At 77.1% G+C, this 288-nt stretch carries 1 protein-coding gene; it reads left to right on the forward strand.

Features of this window, described 5'->3' with window-relative positions:
• Positions 1 to 288 (forward strand): PfkB family carbohydrate kinase (locus E2L08_RS16870; RefSeq protein ID WP_133398234.1); only part of this gene is annotated, 288 nt, incomplete at both ends.

Here is a 288-nt window from a genome sequence, read left to right on the forward strand (position 1 = left end):
TGCGCGGCCAATGCGGCGGTGGGCGCGGCACGGCTGGGGGGGCAGGTCATGCTGGTCACGCGGCTGGGGGCGGACGCCACGGGCGACGAGCTGGCCGCGATGCTGGCGGGGGCGGGCGTGGTGCCGGCCTTCGCGCGCGGGGGGCGGACGCCGCTCAGTTCGGTGATGGTCGACCCGGCGGGCGAGCGGATGATCGTCAATTTTCCGGGTGAGGCCCTGCCGGAGACGCCCCCGGACCTGCCGGCCTTCGACGCGGCCCTCTGCGATTGCCGCTGGCCCGAGGCCGCC

Origin of the sequence: Palleronia sediminis, assembly GCF_004358695.1 — a bacterium.
Lineage (GTDB): Bacteria > Pseudomonadota > Alphaproteobacteria > Rhodobacterales > Rhodobacteraceae > Palleronia > Palleronia sediminis.